Origin of the sequence: Altererythrobacter sp. (assembly GCF_050299635.1) — a bacterium.
Classification (GTDB): Bacteria; Pseudomonadota; Alphaproteobacteria; order Sphingomonadales; family Sphingomonadaceae; genus Erythrobacter.
Window position 1 is genome coordinate 43,498 of record NZ_JBNKWF010000013.1, and the last position, 14,255, is coordinate 57,752.

General features: G+C 61.0%; 14 protein-coding genes. 7 read left to right on the forward strand and 7 right to left on the reverse strand.

Annotated elements, in window-relative coordinates; genetic code table 11:
• Positions 1-49: 49 nt before the first annotated feature.
• Both pobA and ACQY6C_RS08720 read right to left on the reverse strand, forming a co-directional pair.
• A complete protein-coding gene (pobA, locus tag ACQY6C_RS08715; RefSeq protein WP_427967641.1) occupies positions 50-1,219 on the reverse strand; it encodes a 4-hydroxybenzoate 3-monooxygenase in 1,170 nt (389 codons plus the stop codon).
• 66 nt (positions 1,220-1,285) lie between these two features.
• Positions 1,286-1,792: a MarR family winged helix-turn-helix transcriptional regulator gene (locus tag ACQY6C_RS08720; RefSeq protein ID WP_427967644.1), complete on the reverse strand. Its 507-nt coding sequence runs from the start codon at positions 1,790-1,792 to the stop codon at positions 1,286-1,288.
• Positions 1,793-1,852: 60 nt separating this feature from the next.
• Here ACQY6C_RS08720 and ACQY6C_RS08725 point away from each other — a divergent pair, with 60 nt between their 5' ends.
• Positions 1,853-3,265, forward strand: a complete 1,413-nt coding sequence (locus tag ACQY6C_RS08725; protein ID WP_427967647.1) for an aldehyde dehydrogenase family protein — start codon at positions 1,853-1,855, stop codon at positions 3,263-3,265.
• A 178-nt stretch (positions 3,266-3,443) separates the two neighbouring features.
• On the forward strand, positions 3,444-4,328 hold the full coding sequence (locus tag ACQY6C_RS08730) for a TauD/TfdA dioxygenase family protein (protein ID WP_427967650.1): 885 nt from the start codon (positions 3,444-3,446) through the stop codon (positions 4,326-4,328).
• Positions 4,329-4,496: 168 nt separating this feature from the next.
• Here the strand turns inward: ACQY6C_RS08730 and purU are convergent, their stop codons facing one another.
• Positions 4,497-5,351: a formyltetrahydrofolate deformylase gene (gene purU / locus ACQY6C_RS08735; RefSeq protein WP_427967653.1), complete on the reverse strand. Its 855-nt coding sequence runs from the start codon at positions 5,349-5,351 to the stop codon at positions 4,497-4,499.
• 115 nt (positions 5,352-5,466) lie between these two features.
• On the opposite strand from purU, the gene ligM reads away from it, so the two are divergent.
• From ligM to ACQY6C_RS08750, 3 genes are read left to right on the forward strand one after another with little or no spacing between them, the layout of a single operon-like run.
• Complete coding sequence (ligM, locus tag ACQY6C_RS08740; protein ID WP_427967656.1) at positions 5,467-6,867, forward strand: vanillate/3-O-methylgallate O-demethylase; 1,401 nt, start codon at positions 5,467-5,469, stop codon at positions 6,865-6,867.
• A 14-nt stretch (positions 6,868-6,881) separates the two neighbouring features.
• Positions 6,882-7,763, forward strand: coding sequence for a methylenetetrahydrofolate reductase (locus ACQY6C_RS08745; protein ID WP_427967659.1), 882 nt, complete (start codon positions 6,882-6,884; stop codon positions 7,761-7,763).
• Between the two features lies 1 nt (position 7,764).
• The gene (locus tag ACQY6C_RS08750; RefSeq protein ID WP_427967662.1) at positions 7,765-8,436 is read left to right on the forward strand and encodes an alpha/beta fold hydrolase; all 672 of its coding nucleotides are present in this window, start codon (positions 7,765-7,767) and stop codon (positions 8,434-8,436) included.
• Here the strand turns inward: ACQY6C_RS08750 and ACQY6C_RS08755 are convergent.
• Genes ACQY6C_RS08755 through ACQY6C_RS08770 form a run of 4 tightly spaced genes read right to left on the reverse strand, consistent with a single transcriptional unit; the run spans position 8,433 to position 11,234 of the window.
• The gene (locus ACQY6C_RS08755; RefSeq protein WP_427967665.1) at positions 8,433-8,831 is read right to left on the reverse strand and encodes a VOC family protein; all 399 of its coding nucleotides are present in this window, start codon (positions 8,829-8,831) and stop codon (positions 8,433-8,435) included. The genes ACQY6C_RS08750 and ACQY6C_RS08755 overlap by 4 nt on opposite strands.
• Before the next feature lie 11 nt (positions 8,832-8,842).
• A complete protein-coding gene (locus ACQY6C_RS08760) occupies positions 8,843-9,745 on the reverse strand; it encodes an SDR family oxidoreductase (RefSeq protein ID WP_427967668.1) in 903 nt (300 codons plus the stop codon).
• Positions 9,742-10,329, reverse strand: a complete 588-nt coding sequence (locus tag ACQY6C_RS08765; protein ID WP_427967671.1) for a nuclear transport factor 2 family protein — start codon at positions 10,327-10,329, stop codon at positions 9,742-9,744. The genes ACQY6C_RS08760 and ACQY6C_RS08765 overlap by 4 nt, the downstream gene beginning before the upstream one ends.
• Complete coding sequence (locus ACQY6C_RS08770; RefSeq protein WP_427967674.1) at positions 10,326-11,234, reverse strand: SDR family NAD(P)-dependent oxidoreductase; 909 nt, start codon at positions 11,232-11,234, stop codon at positions 10,326-10,328. The genes ACQY6C_RS08765 and ACQY6C_RS08770 overlap by 4 nt, the downstream gene beginning before the upstream one ends.
• A 146-nt stretch (positions 11,235-11,380) precedes the next feature.
• Between ACQY6C_RS08770 and ACQY6C_RS08775 the strand changes: the two genes are divergently transcribed.
• The gene (locus ACQY6C_RS08775; protein ID WP_427967677.1) at positions 11,381-12,799 is read left to right on the forward strand and encodes an MFS transporter; all 1,419 of its coding nucleotides are present in this window, start codon (positions 11,381-11,383) and stop codon (positions 12,797-12,799) included.
• A 21-nt stretch (positions 12,800-12,820) separates the two neighbouring features.
• Complete coding sequence (locus tag ACQY6C_RS08780; RefSeq protein ID WP_427967680.1) at positions 12,821-14,251, forward strand: NAD-dependent succinate-semialdehyde dehydrogenase; 1,431 nt, start codon at positions 12,821-12,823, stop codon at positions 14,249-14,251.
• Positions 14,252-14,255: the final 4 nt, after the last annotated feature.

The following is a 14,255-nucleotide window of genomic DNA, read 5'->3' on the forward strand; positions in this document are numbered from 1 at the left end:
CTAACCTAGCATACAATCTCCAAAGCAGATCTCGAAAACTTTCGCATGATCACACTTTCAACCCGACATAATTTTCGGCGATAGAAGTTTGCGCCGCGCGCGAGTTCGCGATGTAGTCCAGTTCGGCGACCTGCATCGCGCGTTCGAAGGGCCCGTCTTCGGGGAAGCGGTGCATCAGATTGGTGAGCGACCAGCTAAACCGTTCGGATTTCCATACGCGCGCCAATGCCTTGTCGGAATAGCGCACGACCGCATCATTGTCGGCATGTTTGAACAGAGCCGTCAGCGCCTCTGCCGCGTAGTGCACATCGCTGGCGGCAAGGTTGAGACCTTTCGCCCCCGTCGGCGGCACGATATGCGCCGCGTCGCCGCACAGCATCAGCGATCCGTGCCGCATCGGTGCGAAGACATAGCTGCGAAGCGGTGCAATGCTCTTTTCGATCGAAGGGCCACGAACCATACTTTCGGCCGCCTCTGCGCCCAGCCTGACCGCCAGTTCGTCCCACACCCGTTCGTCGGGCCAATCTTCGATCTTCTCGGTCAGCGGGACATCGATGTAATAGCGGCTGCGCGTCGTGCTGCGCATGCTGGCAAGCGCAAAACCGCGCTCGTGATTGGCGTAGATGAGCTCGTGATTGCAGGGTGGCACATCGGCCAGAATGCCCAGCCAGCCGAAGGGATACACGCGCTCGTATTCCTTGCCCACGCTGGCGGGAATCGCCTGGCGGCTGGGCCCGTAAAATCCGTCGCATCCGGCGATCATGCGGCAGTCTATCCGGTACTCTGCCCCATCCTTCGAATAGGTGACATAGGGCGCGTCGCCTTCCACATCGTGGAGCGTCACATCCTGGGCTTCGTAGATCACTTCCAGGTCGCGTTCTTCGCAGGCATCCATCAGATCGCGCGTGATTTCTGTCTGGCCGTAAACCATCACGCGGCTGCCCACGAGGTCGGCCATGTCGATGCGGATCAGCCGTTCGCCATCGGCGAGGTTGAAGCCGTCATGCCACAAACCCTCCTCTTTCATCCGTCCGTCCAGGCCCAGCCGTTCCATCAGATCGACCGTGATCGTTTCCAGGACGCCCGCCCGAATCCGTCCAAGCACGTAATCGCCGGTTTGCCGCTCTAGAACGACGCATTCGATCCCCTCGGCCCGAAGCAAATGCCCCAACAGCAGTCCGGCAGGCCCGGCTCCAATAATGCAAACCTGCGTGTTCATCAGTATCGCTCCCGGTCAATCCCAATTTTGTATGCCTGGCATACAATCAAGTTTTTGGCGCAATTGTCAAGATCGTGGCCGCCGAAGCCGGTCAAGCAACCGGTTGAGCGTGGCCCGATCTTCAGCATCCAGAGATTCAAACAGACGGTCTTCACCTTCCTTCAACTCACGCATGATTTGTGGAATCAGCTTCTCGCCTTTCTCGGTCAAATGGAGTGCATTCGCCCTCGCATCCTTGCCGGGCTGGCGCGAAACGAGGCCCCGTTCCTCCAGATTATTGATGATTTTCATCGCGCTCGATCGATTGACATCCAGCGCTTCGCCCAGGGCCGTTTGCGTGCAGCCGGGATTGTCACGGACAAGCATCAATGCAGAAAAACGGGCAGGCGAAATCCCGAACGGAGCCAGGGACTTTGCCGCTTTCGAAAAGAACAACAAGTTCGTTCGCTGCAGGAGATAACCTGTCAGCCCCGCAAGGTCGCGGCCCTCCTTCATAGGGCTCCTCCACATCCAATTGCATTTTTTGTATGCCCAGCATACATATTGGGTCGAGAATCGCAATGCATAACCCAATTTGAGTCTTCAGGGCCGTGCCTTGCCTGCAGGGCATGCGCCCCTTCCCGGGAGAGAGAAATGGCACATGAATACAAACTTCTGATTGACGGCGAACTGGTTGGCGGCGCCACGAGCTTTGCAGTCATCAATCCGGCGACTGAAGAGGTGATCGCAAATTGCCCCAAGGCAGACGAGGCGCTGCTCAACAAGGCAGTCGATGCGGCGGAGCGCGCATTCCCGGAATGGTCGGCCAAGAGCTATGACGAGCGAGCCGGATATCTGAGCAGACTGGCCGATGCGATCGAAGCGCGTTCTGACGAGCTGGCTCGCCTGCTGACTGCCGAACAGGGAAAGCCGATCGACCAGGCGCAATTCGAGATGATGGCGGCTGTCGGAACGCTGCGCGCTTTCCTGGGTATGCGGGTCGAAGACGAAGTCATTCGCGACGATGGCGGCAACCGCGTGGTCGAGCACCGTACGCCGCTGGGGGTCTGCGCTTCGATCACGCCGTGGAACTTCCCGGTCATCTTGCTGATCAACAAGCTCGGCCCGGCCCTGCTGGCGGGCAATACGCTGGTTTCGAAGCCCGCCCCCACCACTCCGCTCACGACCTGTGTAGTTGGCGAGATCGCCAGGGACATACTGCCCGCCGGTGTGTTCAACGTCCTGTGCGACGAGAACGAACTCGGTCCGCTCATGACCACGCACCCCAAGATCGCCAAGATCTCCTTCACCGGTTCCACCGCGACTGGCGCCAAAGTGCTGGCCTCCGCTGCCGAAAGCATCAAGCGCGTGACTCTGGAACTCGGCGGGAATGACGCGGCGATCGTGCTCGATGATGTGCCAGCCAAACTGGCCGCAGAAAAGGTCTATGCCGGGGCAATGGCCAATGCCGGCCAGATCTGCGTCGCGATCAAGCGTGCTTATGTCCCCTCCAGCATGTATGACGAGTTCTGCGAGGAAATAGCCAAGCTCGCCGGCGCTGCGGTGGTGGATGACGGATCGAAGCAGGGTTCGACGGTTGGGCCGCTGCAGAACAGGATGCAGTTCGAAAAGGTCCAGGGCCTGATCGAGGATGCGAAGACCCGCGGCACGCTGGTGGCCGGAGGCGAAATCCCCGACCGCAAGGGCTATTTCATTCCTCCGACGATCTTCCGCGATCTGGACGACGACGCCCCGCTGGTGGCTGAGGAACAGTTCGGCCCGGTCCTGCCGGTCCAGAAATATGACGACATCGCCGATGTGATCGCACGCGCCAACAATTCCGACTACGGTCTTGCAGGCACGGTGTGGGGCATGGATCTCGATCGCGCCACAGCCGTCGCCATGCAGATCGACAGCGGCACTGTCTGGGTCAACCAGCACCTCGCGATCGATCCCACCATCCCGTTCCGCGGCTCGAAGATGAGCGGCATGGGCGGGGAACTGGGTGTCGCCGGCCTGCTCGAATATACCCAGCCGCATATCGTCAATTCGGTGCCATTGGCCTGATCCGACCGATCCGGCTCCTGTCGATAGAGGGGCTGTAGCGTTTGCCAATTTGCTGCGCGGGCGAGGGCTTGCTCTCCCGCGCAGCGACACCTTTCAACTCGCTTAATTGGCGCGGATTCCAACCCTATCGACACGGCACGCCGCGCCGCCTAGCCTCCCCCGTCAAGGAGAGGAAGCCATGCGCGAAGTCAGGTTGAGCCCGTCCGGCGCGTTCGACAACGCGGCCCGCGAATACCGCCATATCACGGTAGCTCCGATTTCATCCTCCATGGGTGCGGAGCTGGTCGGGCTTCGCCTGGCCGAGCTCACGGACGAGGAGTTTGACGAACTCCGCCACGCGTTCTGGCGGCACAAGATGCTGTTCGCGCGCAACCAGAACCTTACGCACGCCGAGCACGAAGGCTTCGCCGCGCGCTTCGGACCCTTTGCCAGGGATGCCTATACGCAAGGGGTGCCCGGTCACCGGCCTGTCCAGCCGATCATCAAGGAAGCCGACCACCGCAGCAAGGCGATGTTCGGCAGCGGCTGGCACACCGATTCGCCTTTCCTGGCATCGCCACCCTCCATCACCATTCTGCGCGCGGTTGAGATTCCGCCCTATGGCGGCGATACGGTCTGGGCGGATACCGCGCTCGCCTTCCGCATGCTCAGCCCCACCATGCAGGACATGCTGCGCCCGCTGAAGGTACGCATGTCGGCCGCCGCAAACATGGCGACACAGGAGAAGGTTTCAGGCAAGCCGCTCGCCTTCGCCAGCGATGAAAGCCGCGAGGCCGCTCTTGCCGGAACAGCGCATCCGCTGGTTCGCAAGCATCCGGAGACGGGCGAGGAAGCTCTTTATGTCGACGAGGTTTATGCGATCGGGATCGATGGCATGACCGAAGAGGAAAGCCGCCCGCTGCTCGATTTCCTCACCCGCCACATCACCCAGCATGCTTTCACCTGTCGGCTGCGCTGGGAAGTAGGAATGGTCGCTATGTGGGACAATCGGGCCTGCCTCCACCTCGCCGCGAACGATTTCGACGGCTACCGCCGCGAGATGTACCGCACCACGCTTGCCTGAACGCGCCGTCAGCCAGCGCTAGGTAAGGACGGCTTCGACATTCAGATGATGATGTGAGGAAAACGGTGGGTTTTTGTGAACCGGCGCGCAGCGACCTTCATGGTCGTGAGCACCGGAAGCACGGAAAACCGCCATTTGCAGGCCATCAGGGCTGAATGTCGAAACCGACTAGCTCTTGAAAACGACGGTCTTGTCCTTGTTCAGCAAGACCCGGTCATCGAGATGCATACGCACCGCTTCGGCCAGCACGCGGCGTTCGATATCGCGTCCCTTGCGCACCATTTCTTCCGGGCTGTCGGCATGGGTGACCGTTTCCACATCCTGGTGGATGATTGGCCCCTCATCGAGGTCCGTCGTCACATAGTGAGCTGTCGCACCGATCATCTTCACGCCGCGCGCATGGGCCTGGTGATAGGGTTTGGCCCCTTTGAAACCCGGCAGGAACGAGTGGTGGATGTTGATGCAGCGACCGGACAGGAAGGCCGCGAGATCGTCTGAAAGAATCTGCATGTAGCGGGCGAGCACGACAAGTTCCGCACCGGTTTCGTTGACCACCTGTTTTATCTGCGCTTCCTGCTGCGGCTTGGTGTCCTTGGTGATCGGGAAATGGTGGTACGGGATATCGCCCATCACCGAAATGCTAAGCGCTTCGCGCGGGTGATTCGAGATGATCGCCACGGGCTCGTAGTTCAACTCGCCGATACGGTGACGATAGAGCAGATCGCCCAGGCAGTGGTCGAATTTGCTGACCATCAGAACCACTTTGCGTGGCACCGCGCGATCGCGAATCTGCCAGTCCATGCCGTATTCTTCGGCAAGGGGCGCAAATGATTCGCGCAAGCGGGCTACATCGGCGCCGCGCGGATCGAATGCCACTCGCATGAAGAAGCTGCCCTGCAACTGGTCGTTGAACTGCTGCGCCTCGTGAATATTGCCGCCTTGTTCGGCGATAAAGCCCGTTACGCGCGCAGTAATCCCCGGCTTGTCTTCGCATGACAACGTCAGGACCAGTTCGTCAGCCATCAGGCCTTTCCTCTCAACCTATCTACGCCCCGGAATACAGGGCCTTTCCAAATTTCCGATTGCATGCCTACCAAAAAATTGTATGTCTTGCATACAATTTTTTGGGAGAGCCAACATGACGGCACAGAATCTGGAGCAGGTCCTGCAGGGGCAGGGCAACATCGTATCGATGCTGCGCAATTCGCAGCTTGGGGCATATGTCTATCCGGTCGTGGCACCGGAGTTTTCGAACTGGCGCAGCGAGCAATGGGCATGGCAGCATTCTGCCGTGCTGTTCGACCAGTCGCATCACATGGTGAACCTCTACATTCGCGGCAAGGACGCAGGCAAACTGCTGTCTGACACCATGATCAATTCCTCCAAGGGTTGGGCCGTCAATAAGGCCAAGCAATATGTGCCGACCACTCCCTATGGCCACGTGATCGGTGACGGCATCATCTTCTGGGAGGAAGAGGAAAGCTTCACCTATGTCGGCCGCGCGCCAGCCAGCAACTGGCTGCGCTACCACGGCGAAACCGGCGGCTATGACTGCGAAATCGAGCTTGATGATCGTTCACCGATGCGCCCGATGGGCAAGCCCGTCAGCCGCAAGGAATGGCGCTTCCAGATCCAGGGCCCACAGGCCTGGAACGTGATCGAGAAGCTGCATGGCGGCCCGCTGGAACAGCTCAAATTCTTCAATATGAGCACCATGAACATTGCAGGGCGCCAGGTGAAGACGCTGCGTCACGGCATGTCGGGTGCGCCGGGCCTCGAAATCTGGGGCCCTTATGAGGAGCAGGAGGAAATCCGTGCTGCGATCCTCGAAGCGGGCAAGGAGTTCGGCCTGATCCCATGCGGCAGCCGCGCCTATCCTTCCAACACGCTCGAATCGGGCTGGATCCCCTCCCCGCTGCCGGCCATCTATACCGGCGAGAAGCTCAAGGGCTTCCGCGAGTGGCTTGGCGCGGACAGCTACGAAGCGACCGGATCGATCGGCGGTTCATTCGTTTCGGACAATATCGAGGATTACTACCTCAACCCGTGGGAGCTCGGTTACGGCCCCTTCGTGAAGTTCGACCATGATTTCCATGGCCGCGAAGCGCTGGAAGCGCTCGATCCCGCAGCCCAGCGCAAGAAGGTGACGCTTGCCTGGCATCCCGAAGACATGGCCAAGATCATGGCTAGCATGTTCGATCCGGATGGCGATCAGTACAAGTTCTTCGACGTGCCGCTCGCGAACTATGCTTCGTCCAATTATGACGCCGTGACCGATGCCGATGGCAAAGTGCTCGGCTTCTCCATGTTCACCGGCTATTCCTATAACGAAAAGCAGGCGCTGAGCCTCGCGACGGTCGATCCGGAAGTTCCGGTCGGCAGCGAAGTGCGCGTGGTGTGGGGCGAAGAAAACGGCGGCACCAAGAAGACCACGGTCGAGCCGCACAAACAGCTCTCGGTCCGCGCGATCGTCAGCCCCGTGCCTTACAGCCGCGTGGCTCGCGAGACCTATCACGAAGGCTGGCGGACCGAGCGCTGAGGCGGGAAGCCCCCATGCCAACCGCTGCGACGCATCTGCACCCCAACTGGGATCTGCCGCCCAACGGCATCCTTGACGGCTATTCGATCGAGATCACGGCGAAAGACGTTGAGGATTTGCGGGCGGCAGCGCCCAAGATGCCGCCCGAAACGCCGATTGCGATCACCTTCCTTCCCGGCGAGGAGCAGGACGCAAGGATCGCGGCGGCCGTCGCCGTGCGGGAAATGGGCTTCGAGCCGATGCCCCATTTCTCGGCCCGGCGTATCCTTAGCCATGAGGAGTTCGAGGGCTATCTTGCCGCCGTGGTCGAACAGGCCGGAGTGAGGCGCTGCTTCGTCGTCGCGGGCGACCCTCCCGAACCGCAAGGACCCTTCTTCGATACCGCTGCGCTAATCGCGACCGGCGCGTTCGAGCGGAACGGCATCATGGCGATCGGTATTGGAGGGCACCCGGAAGGCCATCCGAACATGACCGATCCGCAGGCCTGGGACGTGCTGGAAATGAAAATCGCCGAGATCGAAAGGCGCGGCATGGCGCCGCTGATCGTCACTCAATTCGGTTTCGACCCCGATGCCTTCCTCGACTGGCTGCGCAAGGCCCGGTTACGCGGCATCGATGCGCCGATCCGTATCGGTGTGCCCGGCCCGGCAGGGATCAAGAAGCTGCTGCGTTTTGCGGCACGTTGCGGCGTCGGCGCATCCGCCAGCGTGATGCGCAAATACGGCGTTTCGCTAGGCAATCTGATCGGCTCGGCCGGTCCGGATCGCCTGGTGGACGAGTTCGCGGCGAAGCTGGGCAACGAACATGGCCGGGTGCGGCTCCACTTTTACCCCTTCGGGGGAGTGGAGAACACGATCGACTGGATCGTGCGCTACAACGACAAATACGGCGAGTAGAATGGCCAACTTCGTCCTGGTCCATGGCGCCTGGGGAAGCAGCGCGGGCTATGACCGGATTGCCGAAGGCCTGTTCACCGCAGGCCACCGCGTGATTGCCGCCAACCTCTCGGGGTTGGGCAAGTGGCGTGATCGGATGAATGCCTGCATTACACTGACCGATCATATCGACGACGTCTGTCGCCAGATCGAGCAGACCGGCTTCGAGCGCTTCATTCTGGTTGGGCACAGCTATGGCGGAATGGTGATTACAGGTGTCGCGACACGTCTTGGCGCGGGCATCGATGCGATTGCCTATATCGATGCCTTTCTGCCCAAGGATGGCGAGAGCCTGTGGGACATCACCGGCGAGTTCGAACACAATCACTATATCGATTCGCAGAAGTTCAAGCCGGGCTATGTCACCCCGATCATGGGCGCCGATCACCCAGGGAAATCGCCGCACCCCTTGCTGACGCTGGTGGAAGCAGTGGAGTTCACAGGCGAGGAAGCGAAGATTCCCCGGCGCTGCTATATCTTCGCAAAGTCCTGGGAACCGACGCCCTTCCGCCGCTTCTACAACGAGGTGGAAGACGATCCCTCATGGGAAGTCCATGTAGCGGATTCAGGGCATGCCGTGATGAACGACCAGCCGGAACAGCTGCTCGAAATCCTGCTCGGCCTCGCCGGCTAGTCGCCGAAAAAATTCAGCTCCAGCAAGACGCCGTTGGGATCCTGCGTAAAGATCTGCCTCAGGCCGATCGCTTCTATGTGATTGAGCTTGCGGTCCATGCCGCGCGCGTCGAGCCGCGCGAGCATCTCGTCATGGCCCGAACAGCTCAGCGCCACATGATGGATCGACCCTGTCGGCCCTTCGCGCACTTCACGGTCGTAGGCGCGCGGGCAATCGAGCGAGTTGATGTGGAAGATCGCACGTCCCTCCCCGTCATACATCCACTGCGCATTCTGCGGCGTCAGCGGCGGGGGCGCGTCGCACCGTTCCAGCCCGAACAGCTCCTGATAGAAACGCGCGGTGCCATCGAGATCGCCGGTGATGATGTTGACATGATCGAGCGCATTGACCCGCATTGTCCGTCTCCTCAGATAGCATTCCTTGCTGCCGCGCGGGCCGCTTCATAGCCCTTGCGGCGCATGGCCTCGATTTTGACCCGCTCATCATAGCCCGGATCCTGCGGATAATCGCGGTAATCGCCCAGCACTTCCTGGAAATACTCCGCCAGCTCCTCCTTATGGTCGGGCATGGGAAAGATATAGGCCTGGTTCTCTCGCATTCCCTGCAGGATACGCTCGGCAATGACGTCGGGTTCCATGCCCACCTGGTGCAGTCCCGCCAGCCGCTCGACATTGTCCGTATCGACGGGCCTGGCATCGGACATGAGCTCCCTGGGCCGGATGTCGTCCGAGGCATAGATGTAGCTCTTGACCAGGCCTGGGCAGACGCAGGACACCCCGATCCCCTTGGGCGCGAGGCTGCAGCGCAGGCTCTCGCTCATTCCACGCAGGGCGAATTTGGTGGTGTTGTAGATGCCGGGAGATCCCGATGCGAGCCACGCAGCCATGCTTGCCGTGTTGACGATATAGCCGCCCTGCCCGTGTTCGACCATGCGCGGAACGAAGGTCATCACGCCGTTGATCGGGCCATGCAGGTTTACGCCCATCAGCCAGTCCCAATCGGAATAGGAACTGTCCTCGATCGTCTGGAACAGGTTCACCCCGGCGTTGTTGAACAGCAGCGTGACGGGGCCGAATTTCGCTTCAACCTCATCGCGCGCTGCAGCCATGCCGTCCCGGCTGGAAACATCGACCTGAACGCCCATGACTTCACGATTGTCGAGCGTCGAGAGCGCGCGTTCGATGTGATCCTCGCGAATATCGGCGATGCAGACTTTCGCTCCTTCCTGCAGAAGCGCGCGCACCAGCCCGATGCCCACACCGTTGGCTCCGCCCGTTACAAAGGCCGTACGCCCCTTGAAATCGATCATTCCACCTCTCCATTGGCCATTTCATCGGCTTGCGCATCCATCCGGCGCACAGGGTTCTCCGCTCTCGTTCCCCTGCCTTCGAGAAACTCGTTGAAGACTTCGCGCTTCGTGAAGAACCAGCGCCCGTCGATCCGCACCAGCTCGTCTGCGTAAGTACCGAACGAGCCGATTTCTGGCGTCTTGCCAGGTCCCGTATTGCCCATTTCGTACCAGAAGCCGCGCGACCACGCCCGGTCGCCTTCGACACGGATGGAAGTGTGGCCGAGGACGTGGCGCAGGACAGCGGGGTTGCCATCCTCATCGCGATAGATTTCTCCAAGCCGCTGCTTGAACTTGCGCGCCATGTCGCGGATTGCCTGGCGTCCTTTCGCTGCTCCTGTCGCGAAAACAAGCTCGCCATCTTCGGTGAAGGTCTCGGCATAGCTATCGAAATCGTTCCAATCCATGGCGAAGAGATAGCGCGCCATCAGTTCCTCGATCGCGGCCCGGTCCTCGGCATAAGCGGGCTGTTCCGCATAGGCCGGCGATGTGCCTCCAAAAACAAAGGCCATCACTGCGAGTGCGCCTGCAATGAGCGACTTCATGCCTTGAGCTTCTCTTGCCGCGCGATCTCGTCGGCCCAGATCGGCGAATTGAACAGCATGGCAAAGGTCTGCTTGTATCCCTCGTTCTGCGGTCGCTTGGCCGGGACTGAAGCCACCATCGCCTTGGCCCGGTCGCTCACCCCGTCGAGGAACTCGGCGTGAGTCAGGATGTAGAGCTCGTCATTCAATACGCCTTCCAGAACGCGTTCGCCCACCTCCTCCTTGGTCATATAGAGGTGGAAGTGGTCGCCGCCCGACTGGCGCCGCTTGTCTGCCTCCGCATAACCAGATTCGGCCAATTCGTCGGGCCGGGTTTCACTGGCCTGCGCAATGTTGGACTGGACCGCGCCGGGACAAAAGGCGGAACAGATAACGCCGCGTGCTTCCAGTTCCGGCCGCATGCATTCCATCATGGTCAGCACCGCCGCCTTGGCGGTCGAGTAGATCGTGGTGCCCCCGACCGGCACCATGCCCGACATGGAGGACGTGTTGACGATATGTCCGCCTTCCCCATGCGCGAGAATCCGCGGCAGGACCGTGACCACGCCATTGATCACGCCGCCCAGATTGACATTCATGACCCAGTCCCAATCCTGGAAGGTCGCGAGCTCGGTCGGCCCGACCACAGCCACGCCCGCATTGTTGACCAGCAGGTGAAGCTTGCCGAATTTCGCCTCTGCCGCGTCGGCGGCTCTGGCATAGGCCTCGCGATCGGTGACATCGAGCTTGAGCGCGAGAACCCTGTCGCCCCCGCCAAGTTCCGCCTCGCCTTCAGCTAGGTGATCGTCACGAATGTCGGCGATAACCACATTCATCCCATATCCAAGGGCGGCCTTGGCTATGCCCAGGCCGATACCGCTGGCCCCACCGGTAATGAATGCCGTCTTGCCGGCCAGATCCTGCATTTCTCTCTCCCGTTTCGTGCAAGGCCGGTCAACCGGGCCTCAATGCTCACAATTGTTATGCTTGACTATTCACCAATAGCCGATTGTATGCAACACCAACAATTCTGACCGGGAAATCTGGCGGATCGAGGGAGAGGGAACACACTATGGCGATAGGGCCCAGCGCGGCGCCGGCCGAGGAGGCGGGGAAGGATCTAGGCCTGCAACAGGCCGACGCGCCCGAGAAGCAATGGCCATCCGCCCCGGCGCGCTATTGGGCGCTGTTCGTGATTATCTTCGCCACATTCGTCACTTTTTTCGACCAGGTGGTGTTCGGCATGTTGGCCGAGCGGATCAAGGCCGACTTTGGCCTCACCGATGCGCAGCTTGGCTTTCTCGCAGGCCCGGCGAGCATCATCTGCTATCTCTTCGTAGGCATCCCGCTCGCCCGGCTGGCCGACATCTGGCCGCGGAAATATGTCCTGTCGGGCGGCGTCGCCGTGGTTGGCCTCGTCACCGCATTGGGCGGCATCGCGCAGACCTTCATCCAGTTCGTGGGCAGCCGCGTCTTTCTGGCCGCTGGCGGTTCGGCCCATGCGCCCAGCTCCTATTCGCTGATTGCCGACGCCTTCCCGCCCAAGATCATCACCCGCGCCTTTGCCTTGCTGCAGTTCGGATTCATCGGCGGCACCACGCTGGGGCCGCTGGTTGGTGGACATCTGATCATCATGACCGCTGCATGGGAACCGAGCTACATTGCCGGACTGCGCATCCTGCCGTGGCAATGGATTCTGATCTGGATTGCCCTACCTGCCTTCGTGGCTTCGCTCTTGTTCCTCACGGTCAGGGAGCCGCAACGCATGGCGCCCGTCGCAGACGTGGAGCAGCCGCCCGAGAATGCAAGTTTCGGCCGAAAGGTCATAACCTTCATGGGCTTCGATGCGGCCCGGGCGATCCACGCCAGCGGCAAGGTCTATTACCCCCTTTTCGCTGCGCTGGCCCTGAGCGCTACGGAGAGCTTCGGCCTCGCTTTCTGGCGCATACCGTTCATGATCCGCACATTCGGCTGGGACGAAGCGGAAATCGGTTCCGCAATCGCGATCACGGTCCTGATCGGTTCGCTGGCCGGGCTTGTCCTCGGCGGTACGCTCGTCGAATGGCTCGCGAAGAGGCACAAGGATGCCAACGTCCGCGCCGCCTTTATCTTCTTCTGCGGTACGACGGTCAGCACGCTCACCGCGCTGCTCGCCCCGACAGGGTGGACCTCGATGATTGCCTTCGGATTTGCAGGCATGTTCGGGCTAGCGGGGGCCGTACCGCAAAACGCCGCAATCCAGCGTGTTGCGCCCAACTCGATGCGCGGGCAGGTGACGGCGTTCTACCTGTTCATGTTCACATTCTTCGGCGCGATGGGCAGTTTCGTGATCGGGCTCGTTTCGCAATATGTGGTTGGCGATCCGGCTAAATTGCAGGAAGCATTGGTGATCACCGCGAGTATCATCCTGCCGCTCGCCTGCTTCCTGATGTTCCGCGCCATGAAGCCCTATCGCGCCGAAGTGGCACGGCTCGAAGCGCTTGGCCGCTAAACAGCAAACAGAAAGACAGTTATGACCGACTACCCATCGCTCCATATGATTATCGCAGGCGAGAAAGTCTCCGGCGGAAGCCGACGCACTTTCGACGTTGTCAATCCGGCCACTGGCGAGACCATCGGCGCGCTTCCGCTGGCCGATGCTGCAGACCTCGATCGCGCATTGGAAACTGCTGCGGAAGGATTCCGTATCTGGCGCAAGAGCACGCCCCAGCAGCGCGCCGCCGTGCTTCAGGGTGCGGCCCGGCTGCTGATGGAGCGGCAGGAAGACCTCGCCCGCATCGCGACGATGGAGGAAGGCAAGCCGCTGGCCGAAAGCCGGATCGAAGTGCTGATGAATGTCGGGCTGTTCAATTTCTACGCGGGCGAGGTGTTCCGCATCTATGGCCGCGAGCTGGTGCGCCCAACCGGCCAGCGCTCAACCGTGCGGCATGAGCCGGCCGGCCCCGTCGCCGCCTTCAGCCCCTGGAACTTCCCGATCGGCAATGTCGGCCGCAAACTCGGCGCGCCAATCGCAGCAGGCTGTTCGGTCATCCTCAAGAGTGCAGAGGAAACGCCTGCCTCGGCGCTGGGCGTGCTGCAATGCCTGCTCGACGCAGGACTGCCGAAAGAGGTTGCGCAGGCTGTATTCGGCGTTCCCGACGAGGTGAGCCGCCACCTGCTCGCCAGCCCTGTGATCCGCAAGCTGAGCTTCACTGGATCGACCGTGGTGGGCAAGCATTTGCTGAAGCTCGCCGCCGACAACATGCTGCGCACCACGATGGAACTGGGTGGGCATGGCCCGGTGCTGGTGTTCGACGATGTCGATGTCGACCAGGTGCTCGATACAGCGGTAGCGGGCAAATATCGCAATGCCGGCCAGGTTTGTGTCAGCCCGACGCGGTTTATCGTGCAGGAGAATGTGTTCGAGAAGTTCCGCGATGGCTTCGCTCAGCGCGCGAAGGCCTGGAAAGTCGGCAACGGACTGGAAGACGGCACGCAGATGGGGCCGATGGCCAATCCGCGCCGCCCGGACGCGATGGAACGGCTGATCGGCAATGCGAAGGAATCCGGCGCCAGGCTCGACGCAGGCGGAGAGAGGATCGGCAATCAGGGCTTCTTCTATGCGCCCTCCGTACTCTCCGAGATCCCTCTCGATGCGGAAATCATGAACGAAGAACCGTTCGGCCCGGTCGCGCTGATCAATCCCTACAAGGATGAAGAGGCGATGGTGGCCGAGGCGAACCGCCTTCCCTATGGCCTCGCCGCCTATGCCTGGACCAACGACGTCAAGCGCCAGCGGCGGCTGGCCGACGAGATCGAAACGGGGATGCTGGGCATCAACAGCCACATGATCGGCGGAGCGGACAGCCCGTTCGGCGGAGTCAAATGGTCCGGCCACGGCTCGGAAGACGGGCCCGAAGGCATACTCGCCTGCATGGTCACCAAGGCAGTTCACGAAGGGTAATGCG

What these genes read in the sequence shown, in the direction of transcription:
- ACQY6C_RS08775 (WP_427967677.1), top strand. Translation starts at nt 11,381, where the DNA reads ATGGCGATAGGGCCCAGCGCGGCGCCGGCCGAGGAGGCGGGGAAGGAT.
- ACQY6C_RS08725 (WP_427967647.1), top strand. Translation starts at nt 1,853, where the DNA reads ATGGCACATGAATACAAACTTCTGATTGACGGCGAACTGGTTGGCGGC.
- ACQY6C_RS08730 (WP_427967650.1), top strand. Translation starts at nt 3,444, where the DNA reads ATGCGCGAAGTCAGGTTGAGCCCGTCCGGCGCGTTCGACAACGCGGCC.
- ACQY6C_RS08765 (WP_427967671.1), bottom strand. Translation starts at nt 10,329, where the DNA reads ATGAAGTCGCTCATTGCAGGCGCACTCGCAGTGATGGCCTTTGTTTTT.
- ACQY6C_RS08745 (WP_427967659.1), top strand. Translation starts at nt 6,882, where the DNA reads ATGCCAACCGCTGCGACGCATCTGCACCCCAACTGGGATCTGCCGCCC.
- ACQY6C_RS08770 (WP_427967674.1), bottom strand. Translation starts at nt 11,234, where the DNA reads ATGCAGGATCTGGCCGGCAAGACGGCATTCATTACCGGTGGGGCCAGC.
- purU (WP_427967653.1), bottom strand. Translation starts at nt 5,351, where the DNA reads ATGGCTGACGAACTGGTCCTGACGTTGTCATGCGAAGACAAGCCGGGG.
- ACQY6C_RS08750 (WP_427967662.1), top strand. Translation starts at nt 7,765, where the DNA reads ATGGCCAACTTCGTCCTGGTCCATGGCGCCTGGGGAAGCAGCGCGGGC.
- ligM (WP_427967656.1), top strand. Translation starts at nt 5,467, where the DNA reads ATGACGGCACAGAATCTGGAGCAGGTCCTGCAGGGGCAGGGCAACATC.
- ACQY6C_RS08755 (WP_427967665.1), bottom strand. Translation starts at nt 8,831, where the DNA reads ATGCGGGTCAATGCGCTCGATCATGTCAACATCATCACCGGCGATCTC.
- ACQY6C_RS08780 (WP_427967680.1), top strand. Translation starts at nt 12,821, where the DNA reads ATGACCGACTACCCATCGCTCCATATGATTATCGCAGGCGAGAAAGTC.
- pobA (WP_427967641.1), bottom strand. Translation starts at nt 1,219, where the DNA reads ATGAACACGCAGGTTTGCATTATTGGAGCCGGGCCTGCCGGACTGCTG.
- ACQY6C_RS08760 (WP_427967668.1), bottom strand. Translation starts at nt 9,745, where the DNA reads ATGATCGATTTCAAGGGGCGTACGGCCTTTGTAACGGGCGGAGCCAAC.